The sequence below is a fragment of the Undibacterium sp. Ji49W genome, from assembly GCF_049340205.1.
Classification (GTDB): Bacteria; Pseudomonadota; Gammaproteobacteria; order Burkholderiales; family Burkholderiaceae_D; genus Undibacterium.
In genome coordinates this window covers 270611-284075 of the sequence record NZ_JBMPOW010000006.1, presented here as the reverse complement: position 1 = coordinate 284075, position 13465 = coordinate 270611, and the positions used below count along the sequence as shown (strand labels likewise).

14 protein-coding genes are annotated in these 13465 nt (G+C 53.1%); 3 read left to right on the top strand and 11 right to left on the bottom strand.

Translation table 11 applies throughout. The features are described from left to right. Window positions 1-97: 97 nt before the first annotated feature. The gene (locus tag ACO0LK_RS09920; protein WP_422974542.1) at window positions 98-715 is read right to left on the bottom strand and encodes a hypothetical protein; all 618 of its coding nucleotides are present in this window, start codon (window positions 713-715) and stop codon (window positions 98-100) included. A gap of 296 nt (window positions 716-1011) precedes the next feature. Between ACO0LK_RS09920 and ACO0LK_RS09915 the strand changes: the two genes are divergently transcribed. Further along, the gene (locus tag ACO0LK_RS09915; RefSeq protein ID WP_422974540.1) at window positions 1012-2100 is read left to right on the top strand and encodes a hypothetical protein; all 1089 of its coding nucleotides are present in this window, start codon (window positions 1012-1014) and stop codon (window positions 2098-2100) included. Window positions 2101-2103: 3 nt separating this feature from the next. On the opposite strand, the gene ACO0LK_RS09910 is transcribed toward ACO0LK_RS09915, so the two are convergent. The 7 genes from ACO0LK_RS09910 to ACO0LK_RS09880 all read right to left on the bottom strand — a co-directional run bounded on the left by ACO0LK_RS09910 (window position 2104) and on the right by ACO0LK_RS09880 (window position 8038). Next, on the bottom strand, window positions 2104-2538 hold the full coding sequence (locus tag ACO0LK_RS09910) for a GAF domain-containing protein (protein WP_186946408.1): 435 nt from the start codon (window positions 2536-2538) through the stop codon (window positions 2104-2106). Between the two features lie 16 nt (window positions 2539-2554). Further along, entirely contained in the window at window positions 2555-3466 is a 912-nt protein-coding gene (locus tag ACO0LK_RS09905) for an EboA domain-containing protein (RefSeq protein WP_422974537.1), read from the bottom strand. Between the two features lie 57 nt (window positions 3467-3523). Continuing rightward, the gene (locus ACO0LK_RS09900) at window positions 3524-4495 is read right to left on the bottom strand and encodes a UbiA family prenyltransferase (protein WP_422974535.1); all 972 of its coding nucleotides are present in this window, start codon (window positions 4493-4495) and stop codon (window positions 3524-3526) included. Next, the gene (gene eboE, locus ACO0LK_RS09895; protein WP_422974533.1) at window positions 4492-5748 is read right to left on the bottom strand and encodes a metabolite traffic protein EboE; all 1257 of its coding nucleotides are present in this window, start codon (window positions 5746-5748) and stop codon (window positions 4492-4494) included. Before eboE ends, ACO0LK_RS09900 begins: the two co-directional genes overlap by 4 nt. 13 nt (window positions 5749-5761) lie before the next feature. Next, a complete protein-coding gene (locus tag ACO0LK_RS09890) occupies window positions 5762-7033 on the bottom strand; it encodes a 3-dehydroquinate synthase (RefSeq protein ID WP_422974531.1) in 1272 nt (423 codons plus the stop codon). 168 nt (window positions 7034-7201) lie between these two features. Then, window positions 7202-7372: a hypothetical protein gene (locus tag ACO0LK_RS09885; RefSeq protein WP_186946412.1), complete on the bottom strand. Its 171-nt coding sequence runs from the start codon at window positions 7370-7372 to the stop codon at window positions 7202-7204. A gap of 468 nt (window positions 7373-7840) precedes the next feature. Next, window positions 7841-8038, bottom strand: coding sequence for a hypothetical protein (locus ACO0LK_RS09880; protein ID WP_422974529.1), 198 nt, complete (start codon window positions 8036-8038; stop codon window positions 7841-7843). On the opposite strand from ACO0LK_RS09880, the gene ACO0LK_RS09875 reads away from it, so the two are divergent. Further along, entirely contained in the window at window positions 8037-9425 is a 1389-nt protein-coding gene (locus ACO0LK_RS09875) for a nucleotide pyrophosphatase/phosphodiesterase family protein (protein WP_422974527.1), read from the top strand. The two genes, ACO0LK_RS09880 and ACO0LK_RS09875, sit on opposite strands and share 2 nt — an antisense overlap. An 18-nt stretch (window positions 9426-9443) precedes the next feature. Further along, on the top strand, window positions 9444-10565 hold the full coding sequence (locus tag ACO0LK_RS09870) for a TatD family hydrolase (RefSeq protein WP_422974525.1): 1122 nt from the start codon (window positions 9444-9446) through the stop codon (window positions 10563-10565). A 192-nt stretch (window positions 10566-10757) separates the two neighbouring features. Here the strand turns inward: ACO0LK_RS09870 and ACO0LK_RS09865 are convergent, their stop codons facing one another. From ACO0LK_RS09865 to ACO0LK_RS09855, 3 genes are all read right to left on the bottom strand, one after another. Then, window positions 10758-11264 carry a hypothetical protein gene (locus ACO0LK_RS09865; RefSeq protein WP_422974523.1) on the bottom strand — a complete coding sequence of 169 codons (507 nt, stop codon included), beginning with the start codon at window positions 11262-11264 and terminating at the stop codon, window positions 10758-10760. Window positions 11265-11487: 223 nt separating this feature from the next. Beyond that, window positions 11488-12690, bottom strand: coding sequence for a hypothetical protein (locus ACO0LK_RS09860; RefSeq protein WP_422974521.1), 1203 nt, complete (start codon window positions 12688-12690; stop codon window positions 11488-11490). Window positions 12691-12836: 146 nt separating this feature from the next. Further along, window positions 12837-13463 carry a response regulator gene (locus ACO0LK_RS09855; protein WP_230412097.1) on the bottom strand — a complete coding sequence of 209 codons (627 nt, stop codon included), beginning with the start codon at window positions 13461-13463 and terminating at the stop codon, window positions 12837-12839. Between the last annotated feature and the right edge of the window lie 2 nt (window positions 13464-13465).

Here is a 13465-nt window from a genome sequence, read left to right as displayed (position 1 = left end):
GTTTTTTGAGGTGGCCGCAGCTACTCCAGCCCCATTTCCTGATGAAAAGATTTCGGCATTGAATTGTCACTGCCTGCCATCTCAACCGGCTTTGCAATCAAGGCAAGGGCCCAACAACAAACTGCTGCCCATCAAAATGGATGGTTTGTTGCGGATTGGTCTTCATATCAACATCCAGCAAAGCAGTTTCATTGGTAATGATGACGATACCGTTTTGTACTACGTTGAACATAAAAATCGACACGGTATCGCTTGGAAGCAATTGAATGTTCATATTGGTTTCAATCGCAGTAGCACTTGTGGGTTGCGCATTGTGCGCGACACCATTTGCCGTAATTGATTGCAACAAACCAAAAGTAAGCTTGCGTCCATCCGCGTTTTGTACGGTATATGTATTTGGCTCGCCAGCCGCTTCTGGCTTGCCAAAGCTATTATATTGAAACGGATAAATGGCACCTGATTCTGCAGGAAATTCTGAAGAATAAGTCGTGATGGGTGCGTTACTACCTGCCGGGTCAGGTGACCCAAATAGTCCATAGATAGAATCCCAGGTAGCCAGGTTATTTTCAAATGGTGCAAACGTCACCCACACGGGGACCTGATTCACGGTAGCAGCGGTTTGCTGTCCCTTTACTATTGCTACCAGATAGCCTTGTTGATTCAAGCTTATTGTATCCGCCTTTGAGAATTGAATCTTAAGTGTAAAGTCGGTCATGACATATCCTTTTGACTGGGGGGGGTGCAGGTATCGCTGCCAGCTTGATCAGGCCTGTTTGTCCGCATTTAATCAGCGAAAAACGTGCGTGTCGTCAAGCTGGTTCAAAGTCAGACGATACGAGATATTTTGCATATTTGTCAAGCAGCTACTTATACCGACTTCATCTCTTCCCCCACCTATAAAATAATGCCTTTACAAAAAATATCATATTGACCACACTTGCTTTTTATGAAATGCTAGTATGACAATCAGCATCTTGACCACCGCGACTCCCAACCCTCCCAACCCTGCCCATGCCAACCCTGCCTTCTATTACCGTATCACAATGGCCTCTACGTAAAACCTGTGCATCCAGCATCATCTTGCGTGGGTTGAATAATCCACGCGGTATCAAGGTGAAACCGGATGGCAGCTTGTTGTTGGTGGAGGCTGGCACAGGTGATACAGAGCAGGTATTTTCTGGCCGCTTATTGCAGTTCAGATGCGATGCTGCGGGCTTGTATGGGCAAATGGAAGTTGTGGCTGCCGGTTTTCGGTCCATGAACATGCAGGCGCGCATGTGTCGGGATGAAATTTTTGGCCTGGCTGATGTAGCCTATGGTGACGGGCGTTGGTTGTTGAGTCAGACGGATTATGTATCCGGTTCATGCATCATGGATTTATCAACGTTGCTACCACAGACCTTGTTTCACAGTCGCGGTAATTTAAATAGCCTGTGCTACCACCCGCAAAGACACAGCTGGCTGACTGTCAAGCCGGATACCAATCAGGCCATAGAATTTGTCGAAGGCAAGCCAGAAGCAGTAGCGGGTGTACTGCCAGATTTACCCGGTGGCCAGCATGCGGTGCCGGTGACCGTGATCCTGGACCAAAGTTGGCCGCAAAGTAACGGCAGCCAGCCGGTATTGATTTCACTGTTCTCGGGTGAATCGCAGGGTGATGCCGACAAGCGTGGCATACATTTTGAGAAAGGCAGCAGCAAGGTCGTCAGGCTGAATCTGGATACTGGTGAAGTCAGTACCGTGATTGAGGGCCTGACCCTGGCAACCGGAATGGCTTTTACCGATCAGGGACAATTGCTGGTACTGGAATTATGCGAAGACTTCTTACAGCCCATGCCAGTAGCCGGGGTGCCACAAATACCCTGGCATGGTGGTTTCAAACGTTATTCTGGGCGTCTGTTGTGCTTTGATCTGGCCAGACAAACGGTGCATAGTCTGGCCGAACATCTGGATACACCATCGAATTTATGCGTGGTTGGTACCAGTGTATTTATCAGCGAAGGCATGGGCTTGCCTGGTCGCCCCATAGCCAATGCCAGTGGGGAAACTGTGGCATTGGAAGGCTATGTGCGCAAATTAATCCTTCCAGAAAACCTGTAGGCTTCAGGCAGCTTGCAAACTCGCTGTTAGCTGAGCCAGTTTGTCCGGGAATGGTGCCTGTGCTACCCACTCTGCCGGATCGCCTTCTTTTTGCCAGGCGAAACCTACCACCGCCATGACATCACCGGTTTTACTGAGCAAGGGAATGGCGATTGCTGCCTGAGCACCCACGGCTTTGGCACCGGGGCGTATATTGCCGCTTTTATCGTCTTGCAGATTACAGGTCTGCACCGGTTCTTTGCTTAATTGTGCTGCGCCAGCCATGCCTTTGCCATGGCTGACATGGGCCACGATGGCGAGTACCGGTTCTGGTATACGCAAGGCGGCGCTCAGGTACAGGTCTTCACCACGCTGTATATGGATGGTGCCTGCTGCTGCATCCAGCCTGGCTATATTGTCTTCCAGCCATTGCTGGTGTTCGGCATTTTTTTCGTACATGGTGCTCTCCTGTTGATCAGTGTTGGGTTTGTTCCAGCAATTGTTGCCAGTTGATATCTGCTGCCCGCTCTGTCAGTTGCTGTTGCTCACAGATGACGCGCAGACTGCTGTCCTGTTTTGGCAAACTCTTGGCGATGGCCAGTCGTTCTGCATCCCTACCCTGCTCAAGCACGCGCAGCAATTCGGATTTGCCTGTTATGTCTGCATAAGCTGCATATGGCGTCACGCAACGCCATAACTCGGGGCTGACGACACGACCTGCGGCCCAGCGTTCATGTACCAGATCGATCAGAATATGAGCCAGGGCAGGATTATTCCTTTGCTCCAGTCCTTGTATGGGCCATAGCGGGCTGTCGAGAAAAAAGCATTTAACCACCATCTGGTTCCAGGCCGCTTCATCAAATGCCTGCATGGGATAAGGATTACGATGCGCCATCGCTTCAAAGATGGGACGCATGTTGGAACGTATGGCTTCGCGGGCGCGGTTTTCTATCGCAATGGCCGCTGGGTATAGGGGGAAACCGGAATACAGGGCGATCAGTTCATTGATTTCGGCACTGTCGGCAATGCTGTCAAGCTGGTTGGCGAATTGTGCTTCATCACCGGCATAACTGGCGAGTATGAAAGCCACCCTGGCAGCAATATCGACGCTCCAGGCTGAAGGATCAAAACCAGGGCGCAGCAAATTCGCGGCCAGCAGTTCATCATCACTCAAATTCAAATCCAGCTTACCCAGTTTACGCGAAGCCATACCCATGGCACGATAGACATCTCGCTCCTGTTTAGCCGTGCTGATTTTCTGGCATTGCAGCCTGAACCACAACAAGGCTTCTGGTGTACTGCGTGCAGCTATCCAGATATCCAGTTGCGACAATGCTGCAGCGGTGGGGGTCAATGCCTGCATTTCTTCTATCGACGGATGTCTCATGATGGCTGTCCTATACTTCCATAGAGTGAATCAAAATAATTAATCCAGGCAGCAGTCTCAGGTTCCGGGAATGACACGTTGCAAAACCCTGGTCATGACAAAGGCGCACAGGCAAAACGCCACGGCGGCGACACCGCCACCGGCGATGGCGATCACCAGTGCATCCAGCAAGGATGTTGCAGCAATCAGTTGCGCCACGGCCTTTGGCACCGAACCGGCGATGTGTCGGGTAATCAGTAAACGCACAGCGATAACGTCCGCAGCAATCAGCGCCAGCAGCATCAGCAATGCCAGGCCACCATCGGCCCAACTGGTGACTGAACGGCTGCCATACAAGAGTACAGGCAGGGCCAGGATCAGCAAGGGCCACAGGCTACCCAGGCGATTCAGGCTTTCCTGTTTTGCTGCATAAGTCAGGCCAACCACATGTGCCCAGATAGCCAGGGCTGCCAGTACAAATGTTGTATTTACCAGAACGGTACTGGTCAAAGGTAGGTTGCTACCAGCCTGGAACAGGTTTTCATCTGCCATATTGCCGGTGATGACCATGGCACTGGCTGCTGCCGCAAAATAAACAAGCGCACGGCACAGGCCCATGATCAGCGGGCTTAAGGGATTACCCTTGTGCCAGACGTTGTACAGAAGGATGGTTGCGGCCAGCGCGCAGCCACAGACAATGGCCCAGGTGCCGTAATAACTGAGGATGGCGATACCGGCAAGCTGTAAAACAAAACCAATAGAAAACACGGCACGGGCACTGATTTGCCCTGAAGGTATTGGACGCCCAGGTCTTTCGCGGGCATCGATTTCCCTGTCAAAGGCGTCGTTCAGGTACATGCCTGCACAATAAAAGGCCGAGATTGCCAGCATCACCAATAAGGTATGCAATATGGACAAAGGCCGGCCGTTGATGCTGCTGGCGACAATCGCCCCTGCCAGCACATTGGTCCACACGGTAGGAAGATTGGATACTCTGCCCAGCCGCAAATAAATACCCATGCGGCTATTGTTCATCGCTATCGTATTCATGTCAGCAGTTCTTTCATGATAAAACCCAGTTCACGCGCGATCGCATGGGCTTTGGATTCGTTCTTTAAATGGGCTGGCAAAACATCCCAGGTATAGGTTTCCACTTCCAGGTGGCTGGAAAAACCCTGTTTGCGCAGGGCTTGCAAAGTCGCCAGCAAATCTGCCCGGGTCGATCCCAGCTCTGAATCCAGCTCTGAATTCAGTTTTGACTCCGTTTTTGCCCCCACCTGGCCATCACTGTCCCAGAATATCGGTACGTGGCAATGGATGCGCCATTCACCATCTGCCTTGCCTGCCTGATATGCAGTAATAGCCGCGGGCAGATCGGTGTAGCGTTGCAGGTTGCGGTGCTTCTGGACGACAACCTGATGCAGGTACACGCCATCATCAAAACGCTGTAGTTCAGCGAGCATACCGGCATGCATGACGGGTATGCGCAAGGCGCAGGACAATTGAATCTTGGGTATGCGGATGCCAAAGGCACTCAATTTCTGTAGCGCCTTCACCGGGTCTTCAAATTCGACTGCGGCATGGCACACGTCATAGCAGACACCCAGATGACGGCGCATCAGATGGCTGGCTTCTGCTTCGGTACTGATACATAAATCTGCCAGTTTGACTATGCTGTCGGTAGCCCATAGCTGGTCACAAAAAAAAGCAGTGGTTTCAGCCAGGGTTTCCAGGAAACAGCAGGGTTCCGGCTCCAGTGCCAGAGCGATGTATTTGCCGGTGTCTTGTTCCAGTTGTGCCAGCATGGCCACTGCGGCTATCAGTTGTTCGACAATCCGCGTCTGAGCATCAGTTGTGCGCGCTTCAGATTTGTAGGCACCGGGAACGGTGGAAATACTGCCATCCATGCCTTCCGGTAAAAGCGCGGCCAGAATATGGGCACACTGTCTGGTGTAACGCAGACGCTCGCCGTCGCGCCAATCGGGCAAATAGACTTGCTCTTTCACCCTGACCGTATGAAAAGGTCCATAAGGAAACGCATTGATGGTGAAAACGTAAGCTTCCAGGCGCGCCAGTTGTGCCTTAAATTCATCCAGCCTGGCTGGTATGATGAGACTATCCGCCGCTTGCGCAGACAGCCGCAAGCCTATGCCAAAAGTCTGGCCATCACTGAGTTCCAGTTTTTTTCTGATCACAGGAATGGTGTCATCCAGACTGGATAACACCTCATCCCAGCTTTCGCCTGCATGGATATTCGTGCAGTAAGTCAGATGCACGTTATGCGATGGCAAGGATAATTGCATATCGGCCTCTGTCTCAGGCAGTAATGACAGGCTGCAATCTGGTTGCCGGATAGTCTGCTGAATCTGCATGCAGGTTTTGCAACCAGCCTATCGCAGCACGCACCAATTCAGCATCCATTTCATGTACTTCCACACCACTACCTATGGCCGCCAGCAAGGTGATGGTCAATTCTCCACCCAGGTGTTCCCGGAATTCTTTTAAGCCTTGCAGTACCAGCAATTCACACTGTCCATCCTGCGCCAGCAATTGTGGATGCCACAAGTCAAAACCCAGTTGTGTCAGCAAACGGTAGATGCGTGTGTCTTCGCCTGCCGGCAGCAAACCTGCCAGACAGGAATAACGGGCATCCAGAGCCAGACCGATGGCAACTGCTTCGCCATGGGACAAGGCATGTGCTGTCAGACGTTCGAGCTTGTGCGCGACCCAGTGACCGTAATCCAGCGGCCTGGCAGAACCGCTTTCAAAGGGATCCCCGCCATGAGCAATCTGGTGCATGTGCAGGCTGGCTGAACGGGCAATCACGGTATTGAGAATATGGCTGTCAAACGCAGCCAATGCAGGCAACTGTTTTTCCATCATCAGGAAAAATGCATGGTCACGTATCAATGCAACCTTGACGGCTTCTGCCAGCCCTGCCCGTTTTTCACGCACAGGCAAAATATCGATGAAACATGCATCATTGACGACGGCCCAGGGTGGCGCAAAGGTGCCGATCAGATTCTTTTGCCCCTGCCAGTTGACGGCGTTTTTAACACCGACACCACTATCATCCTGCGCCAACACAGTGGTAGGGAAACGTATATGCCGTACACCACGATGGAAAATCGCAGATGCGTAACCCACGGCGTCCAAGACGGCACCGCCGCCGATGGCGACGGAATAAGAATGCCTGTCTATCGCCCGTTCTGACAAAGCCTGCAGCAGTCTTTCCACCAGTGCCGGGTCATTCTTGCAGGCTTCACCGCCGGGCATCATGAAGATGTCACCAATCAGTTCCATGGCTTCGTGATGAAAACGCAGATAGGCATGGATTTGCTCCACCAGACCAGGCATGGCTTTGGCCACCCCTTCGTCCAGGAAGATCGCAAGCCGGTGGCGACGCTGGGGTTCGCGCAAACTTAGCACGGCACGAAAATCAGGATTCGCGATATCAAAGGCATCGCGGGTGGATACCACAGGGAAGGAATAATCGACGCGCACATGTTGCTGTTGCCAGGCACCACGCAAGGTGGCTGGTGCCGTCACATCCAGATCGGGCAGTCTGTTCAGTTCAGCCAATTTCACGATAAGTCCTTTTCATGGATCACCATTTCCAGTTTTCTGTCGTGCCTGCACACTGCTTTGTGCCCGATACTGAAAATGATTATAAAACTGATATGCATTTATTTGCAAATTTATAAATTCCCCGGGCGAAAAAGTATGTCCGGGAAACACCTCCTCGCTACTATTTACTTAATAAGGAAACGGTAGCTGGAAGCTCGGTCCGGCTGTCGTGCCATCATTCAAGCCAGACGGTGTTTCCATCAATTGCTGTGCTGCCAGTTGTAGTGAGAACATCAAGCCCACTGCCTGCCCCAATTTTTCCGGCTCGCCATTGAAGGCGATATGCAAGCCGTTGAGCAAGGCTTGGTAGGATTCGGATCAGAACAAGTGCTGCCATCGCGATAGACAACGCTGGTAACCACACAATTGCGGAATCTCCATGAACCCGTGCCATTCGGATTCCACCACCCGTTAGTCGCCCCTGGGCCCGGCAACTGATAGTTGGAACGGAAACGGGCGGTATTGAAATGTTCCGGATCATTATTGACCCTAGACACGTCGGCCTGGAACTGGCCAGCAAATACTAAACGGGGTAAGTTAAGGTAACTCATTGGGTCTCCTGTGGTGGTGGCATCAATCAGCAGGATTGATACATTACATGGGGTTGCCATCGTCATACTGAAAAGCAACAAACGTCCCGACTGCATAGTTCAGGATGAATGCCACGCTATCTAAAGTCTGCAAATGTCCGCAAATAAGCATTGCAGAAAAAATAATTACCAATATTGAAATATTAGTGCAAAATAAGCAATGACTTTAAAACATATTTCAAGAAATATCTTTTTTACACAACATTTCTCTTAAAGAAAGATTTTCTGCTAATAATCTATTGCGAAAAGCATTGTTTAAATTAATAATAAGGAAACAATGTGCGTGTATGTTTGTGCGGTGATTGGCTTCACCAGCATCACGGCTTGATGCACTTCCCGATCTCACCACTGTATGAATACGCAAGGCCAGACGCATGCAAAGTTTGCTGATGTTGAATATCGTTGGACTGACACCCAGTCTGTTGGGAGAACTGACACCGCGCCTGTCGGCTTTTGTCGCCAGTGGCAAAATGCAGCCACTGCAAACTGTGAGCCCGGCTGTAACCTGCACTGTGCAGGCGACGTTGATGACAGGTTTACCACCTCAGGAGCATGGCATCGTCGGCAATGGCTGGCTGTTCCGTGATCTGGCAGAAATCTGGTTTTGGCGGCAATCCAACAAACTGGTAGCCGGTGAAAAAATCTGGGAAGCCGGTAAGGCACGTGACGCCAGGTTCACCTGTGCCAATTTGTTTTGGTGGTACAACATGGCTTCCAGCCATGATTACGGCATTACCCCACGCCCCGTCTACAAAGCCGATGGCCGCAAGCTGCCCGACTGTTATACGACTCCCCCTCGCTGGCGTGATGAATTGAGCAGGAAACTAGGTGCTTTTCCGCTGTTCCAGTTCTGGGGGCCAGCCACGACAATCAAATCAAGTCGCTGGATTGCCGATGCCGCCAAACTGGCGATCAGCGAAAAAGATCCTACCCTGACCATGGTCTACCTGCCGCATCTTGACTATGACTTGCAAAGGCACGGCCCGGATTTAAGTAACCCGGCCGTACAACAATCACTGCGTGATATCGATGAAGTGGCCGGTGACCTGATCGCCCATGCGCAACAGGCTGGCCGCCGCGTCATGGTCTTGTCCGAATATGGTATTACAGCAGTTGACCGCCCAGTTCATCTGAACCGTATCTTGCGCGAAGCCGGTTATCTGGTGGTGCGCGAAGAAGATGGTGCCGAATTGCTGGACCCTATTGCGTCCAGTGCCTATGCCGTAGCTGACCACCAGTTTGCCCATGTGTATATTGCGCGCCCTGAATTAATCGCGCCCGTGCGCAAGCTGTTAAGCAGCGTCGCTGGTGTGGAAGGTATCTGGGCCGGTAATGAACGGGCAGACCTGGGGCTTGATCATCCGCGTTCGGGTGAACTGGTGGTGATGGCCGACAAGCGTTCTTGGTTCACTTACTATTATTGGCAGGATGATGCACTGGCCCCCGATTTTGCACGCACCGTCGAAATCCACCGCAAGCCTGGCTATGACCCGGCAGAATTATTTGTGGACAGAAATATCCGTTTTCCCAAACTGGCGGTGGCATGGCGTTTGGGAAAACGGATGCTGGGCTTTCGCAGCCTGATGAATGTCATCGGTCTGGATGCCAGCCTGGTACAGGGTTCCCATGGCAGACCGGTGGATGATGCTGCCGACGGCCCTTTGCTGATACTTGATCGTGCGCAGACAGATAGCAAGGATAAAGTCCACGCAGCAGACATCAAAGATATCGCCCTGAACATCATGTTTGAAGAAAAGCGCTAAAGTACAAGGAGCAGGTAAATGAACAACAATGGCAAATATCCAGGCAATTACTCAGATAATTTCGTTGCTGACAGCACCATCGTGGATGAAATGTTTTCTGACCGTGCAGTAAGTTGCCCCTGCTGCAATGGCACAATCACACCACAAATGCTGCAAAACCTGCTTGCTCAGGCCGGGCAACTGCAACAGGGCCAGGCAGCCTTCCGGCAACTGGCCAGCGGCGGCAATGGCATGATGATAGATCCGCATGCCCACATGATCGCCCGCACCACCGACGATTATGAAGCCATGGCCAGGGCCGGCATCGTTGCTGTCATCGAACCCGCTTTCTGGTTGGGGCAGTTACGTACCAATGTCGGCAGTTTTATCGATTATTTTTCCACCATCACCGGCTTCGAACGTTTTCGCGCCGGACAATTCGGCATACGCCATTATTGCGCAATAGGTCTTAACCCCAAGGAGGCCAACAACCCTGCCCTGGCCGAAGCTGTGCTGGATATCATGCCGCGTTATCTGGGCAAGGAAGGTGTCGTGGCACTGGGTGAAATTGGCTATGATGAACAGACCGAACTCGAAGACAAGGCCCTGCGCGCGCAAATCGCCATGGCGATAGAATTTGAATTGCCCATCATGATACACACCCCACACAGGGATAAAAAACGCGGCACCACGCGAACCATGGATGTGCTGGAAGAATGCGGTTTTGATCCGGCACGCTGTGTCATTGATCATAACAACGAAGAAACCGTGCAGGAAGTACTGGACCGTGGTTACTGGTGCGCCTTCACCATTTACCCGTCCACCAAGATGGGTAATGAAAGACTGGCCGATATCGTCAACCAGTACGGCCCTGAACGCATCATCGTCAACTCTGCCTGTGACTGGGGCGTATCCGACCCGCTGGCCGTACCCAAATCAGCCCGCCTGATGGCCAGTCGTGGCATTGCAGCCGATGTAATTCATCGAGTTGTTTACGCCAATGCCTTGTCCGTCTACGGCCTGAACCAGGAAATGCAGGAAGCCCACTGGTGTCAGCCAGCCAAAATAGATCAACGTAACCTGTACAGTGGCAATTCTGTATTACGTGGCCAGGCACCCAGAGTGGATGAAGACGTGCTTGATCCTGACATCATCCGTTAAAATAATTGAGATTCATCATTTGCCATCCACCTGATTTCACGGCACAACTTCAGAACTCAGGTGAGGCTATGACAGGACGAAGGCGTAACAGGCATGCCTGAGGATTTGCGTTGATGCGCATTACAAACACCGGATCATGCCGGCATATCGCATATGACATCTCGCAGGCCGATCACCATGCCAGCGCAAGGGTCAATCAATTACAAAGCTCACCTGGCCCTCATCCACGCACAGCCGGGCACTCTGCTGCACCTGTTCAAACGCCGAACACAAGCGGTTCCCCTGCGGGTCTTCCAACTGTGGATGGATGCGCAACAGGTAAGTCCCAGGACGCCAATTCCGCGCCGGCGTGAAACGCCATTCCCGCTCGCCTGCCATGAGCGTGGCAGTGCCGGACATACGCCGCCCATCCGGGTCTTGCACCGCAATCAGTGTTGCAGCAGCGCCATCCAGCGCAGCGGGGACGATGACGCGCAAAGGCTGTATGCCTCCACGCCGGACTGTTTGTACCAACCATTGCTGCGGATCAATGCGCTCGCGCAGCGCCGCCGTCACCAGCCAGCGCCGTTCCAGTGGCTGGTCGAGTTGCGGATCATCGATGCGTAGCGTCACGGACCCGCCGTTTCGTAAAGCGGGCCCCAGTGCGAGATTGGGTCCGACCCCGCTCTTGATGCGTCCCGGATGCAGCAACAGTGTCACGTTCCTGCCACTCTGGTCGGACAGCGGCAGGTCGAGAAAGGCGTCGCGGATAAGCGTTCCGGTGCTGTCGTACAGCGCCACATGGGCCATATCCAACGGTGCCGCCAGTGGCCGATCGAGGTGCAGTTCGATCCGCAGCAGATTTTCTGCCACTGTTGGCCCGGAAGGCGTCAGGCCGGCGCCAGCCAGTGCCAGCCCCGGCGCCACGGCCAACAGTGCCGCGCTAGCGAGCCAGTTCAGGATAACCCTCGATAGTGCGTGCATATTTGTGGAAGCCACGGAATTTATCTCCTTCCGGGTAGCGGTAGTCAGGAAAATCGTACTCGTTGACGAAGTCGCTCAGACGCAGGTAGCCACCTTTGGGAATCGACACCAGTTGCATTTCGCCGCCGGCTTCCGAGCGGCGTAGCGCAAGCAGCAATTGCGGATTCAGGTTATCGATTCGCATCACCGCCGACAGGGGCGTCATGGTCGCCTTGATGCCGAGATAGGGTTTGGCCGGCCAGTCGATCGGCGTGCTCAGGCCAGGCGCAGCGATGGCACTTGCAAGATCGGCGGCGCTCAGCAAATCGGCTGAACGGCTGGAATTGACCAGCAAGGCATATTCTGTATCGCCCACTTTGAAATTCACCAAACCGTTAGGTGCACTACCCCAACCTAGTTCCCCGACCGTTCTGGCAACGATATGCGCACCGTCCTTTAAATCCTTGAGTGGAATGGTGACCAGCGGCGTGCAGGTATAGGCAGCCACCAACGTCGGTTCGCCGTCAATGGTCATCACCGTCATGCTGCGAATGGGCGCACGGGTTTCGATCTGATTATGCACCGGATGGTACATCTCGACCGTGGTAGCACTTGCCTTGCCACTGAATGGATAGTCGTACACCCGCAGGGTTGAAGCGAAACTGCGGTTCGACAACCCTGCCACATACAGCTTGTTCTGGTAGTAGCGCATGTCGGTCACGGTCAGTGTCTGTTCCGGCAGGTTGCGCCAGAAGGCGACGTCGGCCGTCGGCGCATCGGTAATTGGCGCCGAAGCTGAAGCCCTGGTCAGATCCACCCGAGCGACTTTGCCCGCCGCATCAATACTGACGATGGCCGGTTTGCCCGGCCCCTTGCCGCCGCGTACTGTCAACGCTACATATGCCAGTTCGCCGTCCGGCTGCACGGCCAGGTCCTCAAAGCGCAGCGCGGTAGGCGCCACCCCGAGTGCTTTGGCAATCGGTGCCTGCACATCCATCAGATTGAACGGTTTGCCAGCCGGTCTGGCAGGCACTGGCACCGGTAGCGCAAAAATGCGTGCGCCCTTCCAGTCGGCAACAAACAGCGTATTCGCATCGCCGAAACTGAGCTTGCTGACCGACTGTATGGCCACTGGCGCTGCATGTGCCACATGTGCCGAGCTGACTGCAAGGAGTAGACTCAACAACAATCTGCATGGGATATTCATTGCGATACCTTCCTTTCATTGAATGACAAAAAATCAGAATAGTTTTCTGTAGACATGGGATACCGTGCCTGTCGCTCCGCCATAAGTCAGTTATTTCACCCCCATCGAGTGTTGAACGGCCTTCAGCTTTCCCAATAACCACGCCGCATGGCAATCGTCACAGCATGGGTACGATCACGTGCCTCAAGTTTTTGCAAAATGGTTTTCATGTGGGCCTTGATGGTGTCCTCACTCAAGCCCAGGTGATCGGCCACGCGCTGATTTGAGTTGCCGTTACCAACCAGACGCAGCACTTCGATCTCGCGCTTGCTTAAGGTATTCAGTTGGAAGCTGTTCACCAGGCTGGCCGCGACTGGTGGCGGCAACAGCCGTCGACCAGCATGTGCGGCAATGATGTAGTCGATCAAGGTATTGCGGGCCAGATTTTTCAGGACATAACCAATCGCGCCGGCGCTCAACGCGCGCGCTACCTGTACATCGCCGCTGAACGTGGTCAGAATGATGATACGGGCCTCCGGGTCGATATGACGTATCGCACGGGTGACCTCGATGCCGTTCAATCCGGGCATCTGCAAATCCATCAGGGTGACATCCGGGCGCCATCGTTGATACAGTTCAATGGCAGAGTCGCCATCCTCCGCTTCAGCCACCACCGAGAATTTCGGATTGGACGATAGCACCGCGATGATCCCGCTGCGCATCAAGGGATGATCGTCAGCGATCATGACGCTAATCAGGCCATTCTCCATGA